The following is a 3,526-nucleotide window of genomic DNA, read 5'->3' on the forward strand; positions in this document are numbered from 1 at the left end:
CGGACGAGGTGCGGGCCACGGCGGCCAGCTACACCCTCAGCGCCAATATCGAGACCCTGACCTATATCGGCACGGGCACTTTCACCGGCACGGGCAACGCCCTGGCCAATACCATCACCGGTGGCGCCGGTAACGATGTGCTGAGCGGCGGGGATGGCAACGATACCCTGATCGGCGGGGCCGGTGACGACACGCTGATCGGCGGCACCGGCAACGATATCTTCCGTGTCGACAGCGCCAACGACGTGGTGGTGGAGAACGCGGGCGAAGGTACGGACGAGGTCCAGGCCACGGCGGCCAGCTATACGCTCAGCGCCAACATCGAAAAGCTGACCTACACTGGTACCGGCAGCTTCTATGGCACCGGCAATGACTTGGCCAACACCATCACCGGCGGTGCCGGGAATGACACGCTGGATGGGGGCGCTGGGGCCGACACGCTGATCGGCGGTGCGGGCGACGACGTCTATATCGTGGACAATGTCGGCGATGTGATCACGGAGGGGAGTTTCACCGGCATCGACGAGGTGCGCACCACGCTCGCCTCCTACGTGCTGGGCGGCCCCCTGGAAAAGCTGACCTATATTGGGACGGGGGCCTTCACCGGGACCGGCAATGCCGCAGCCAACACCCTCACCGGTGGCGCCGGCAACGACACGCTGGACGGTCTTGCGGGGGCCGACACGCTGATCGGCGGCGCGGGTGACGACGTCTATATGGTGGACAACAGCGCTGACGCGGTGATCGAAAACCCTGGTGAGGGCAATGATGAGGTCAAGTCCTCCTCGGCGCTATACACCCTGGGCGCCAATATCGAAAAACTGACCTACACCGGCGCGGCCGGCTTCACTGGCAATGGCAACGATATTGGCAACCTCATCACTGGTGGCGCCGGCAATGACGTGTTGGACGGCAAGGGCGGGGATGACACTCTGGTCGGCGGCGCCGGCAACGACACCTATGTCGTGGATAGCGCCAATGACGTCGTGGTGGAGGCGGCCGGCGCCGGTATAGATCTGGTGAAGGCAACATCGGCCAGCTACACGCTGGGCGCCAATGTCGAGAACCTGACCTATACGGGCGGCGGCAATTTCTATGGTGTCGGCAACGATCTGGCCAACAGCCTGACGGGATCCACCGGCAATGACACGCTGGATGGTGGCGCCGGTGCCGACACCATGGGGGCGGGCACGGGTGACGACGTTTATTACGTCGATGATCTGGGTGACGTGGTGAAGGAGAACGCGGGCGGAGGCACGGATGAAATCCGGACCTGGCTGACGGCCTACACCCTGACAGCTGCCAACGTCGAGAACCTGACCTTCATCGGCACCGGCAACTTCTCCGGCACCGGCAGCGGCCTGAACAACCAGCTGACCGGCGGAGCGGGGGACGACACGCTGGATGGTGGCGCGGGGGCCGACACGCTGGTCGGCGGCGCCGGCAATGACACCTACATCGTCGACAATGCCGGCGACCTGGTGGTCGAGGCGGCGGGCGCCGGCGTGGATTTGGTGAAGACGTCTGTGGCGACCTATGCGCTGACTGCCGATGTCGACAACCTGACCTATACCGGCACCCTGGCCTTCACCGGCACGGGCAACGTCCTGGGGAATGTCATCACCAGCGGTGCCGGCAACGACACGCTGAATGGCGGGGCGGGGGCCGACACGCTGGTCGGCGGTGCCGGCAATGATGTCTATTTCGTGGACAACCTCAACGACGTGGTGGTGGAGAACGCGGGCGAGGGGACCGACGAAGTGCGATCCTCGGTGGCCGGCTACGTGCTGAGCGCCAATATCGAGAAGCTGACCTATGTCGGCGCTGACGCCTTCACCGGTACGGGCAACGATGCCGCCAACGTCCTCACCGGCGGGGCGGGCAATGACCTACTGAATGGAGCGGGCGGCAATGACACCCTGAACGGTGGAGCCGGGGACGACACCCTGATCGGTGGCACTGGCGACGATATCTTCCAGGTGGACAGCGCCAATGATGTGGTGGTGGAGAACCCGGGCGAGGGCACCGATGAGGTTCAGGCCACCTCGGCCAGCTACACGCTGAGCGCCAATGTCGAGAAACTGACCTACACGGGCAGTGGCAATTTCTCCGGTGTCGGCAACGCCCTGGCCAACACCATCACCGGCGGCGGGGGTAATGACACGCTGGATGGCGGTGCCGGGGTGGATACCCTGATCGGTGGCCTGGGCAACGACATCTACCTGGTGGATGATGCCAATGATGTGGTGACGGAAACGGGCGCCGGCACGGATGAGGTGTGGGCCACCGCCCCCAGTTACACCTTGAGCGCCAACGTGGAAAACCTGCGCTACGTCGGCACCGGCAATTTCTATGGCACCGGCAACACTCTCAGCAATCTGCTGGTTGGCGGCGGTGGCAACGACACATTGGACGGTGGTGCCGCCGCCGACACCATGATCGGTGGTGCGGGCAACGACGTCTATGTCGTGAGCACCGCCCTCGACGTGGTCATCGAAAATGCGGGCGAGGGCACGGATGAGATCCAGACCAGCCTGGCGAACTACACGCTAACCAGCGCCAATGTGGAGAACGTGACCTACACCGGCGGTGCGGGTACAGCGGGCTTCACCGTCATCGGCAACGAGTTGAACAACGTGCTCAGGGGCAATGCCGCGGTTGCCAATAGCATCTCGGGCGGGGCCGGCGACGACACCATGATCGGTGGCTCGGGCAACGACACCTATTTCGCCGACAGCGCCAACGATGTGGTGGTGGAGGCGGCCGGCGGCGGCACGGATGAGGTGAAGGTCACCGCGTCCAGCTACACGCTGGGTGCCAATGTCGAGAACCTGACCTACACGGGCAGCGGCAATTTCTATGGTGTCGGCAACGATCTGGCCAATAGCCTGATTGGTGCCACCGGCAATGACACGCTGGATGGTGGAGCCGGTGCTGACACCATGGGTGCGGGCACCGGCGATGATGTCTATTACGTCGATGATCTGGGCGACGTGGTGAAGGAGAATTCGGGTGGTGGCACGGATGAAATCCGGACTTGGCTGACGAATTACACCCTGGTTTCCGCCAACGTCGAGAACCTGACCTTCATCGGCACCGGCAACTTCTCCGGCACCGGCAGCATCCTGAACAACCAGCTGACCGGCGGGGTGGGGGATGACACGCTGGACGGCGCCGCCGGCGTCGATACCTTGATCGGCGGCGCGGGGAACGACACCTATGTGGTGGACAACGCTGGCGACGTAGTGCGGGAAGATGCGGGTGCCGGCGTCGACACAGTGCGGACCACGCTGGCGAACTACACGCTGGGCGCCAATCTGGAAAACCTGACCTACACGGGCACGGCGGCCTTCACTGGGACAGGCAATGAGCTAAACAACGTCATCACCGGTGGGGCCGCCAATGACTCCCTGACAGGCGGGGCGGGCGACGATACCCTGAACGGCGGTGCCGGCAACGACACCTTGGTCGGTGGTGTGGGCAACGACACCTATGTGGTGGACAGCGCCACCGACGTGGTGACGGA

General features: G+C 64.0%; 1 protein-coding gene. It reads left to right on the plus strand.

Annotated elements, in window-relative coordinates:
* The coding region (locus P5F91_RS18620) for a beta strand repeat-containing protein (protein ID WP_277908162.1) at window positions 1–3,526 on the plus strand (3,526 nt) is incomplete at both ends.

Source organism: Nitrospirillum amazonense (assembly GCF_029594735.1).
Classification (GTDB): Bacteria; Pseudomonadota; Alphaproteobacteria; order Azospirillales; family Azospirillaceae; genus Nitrospirillum; species Nitrospirillum amazonense.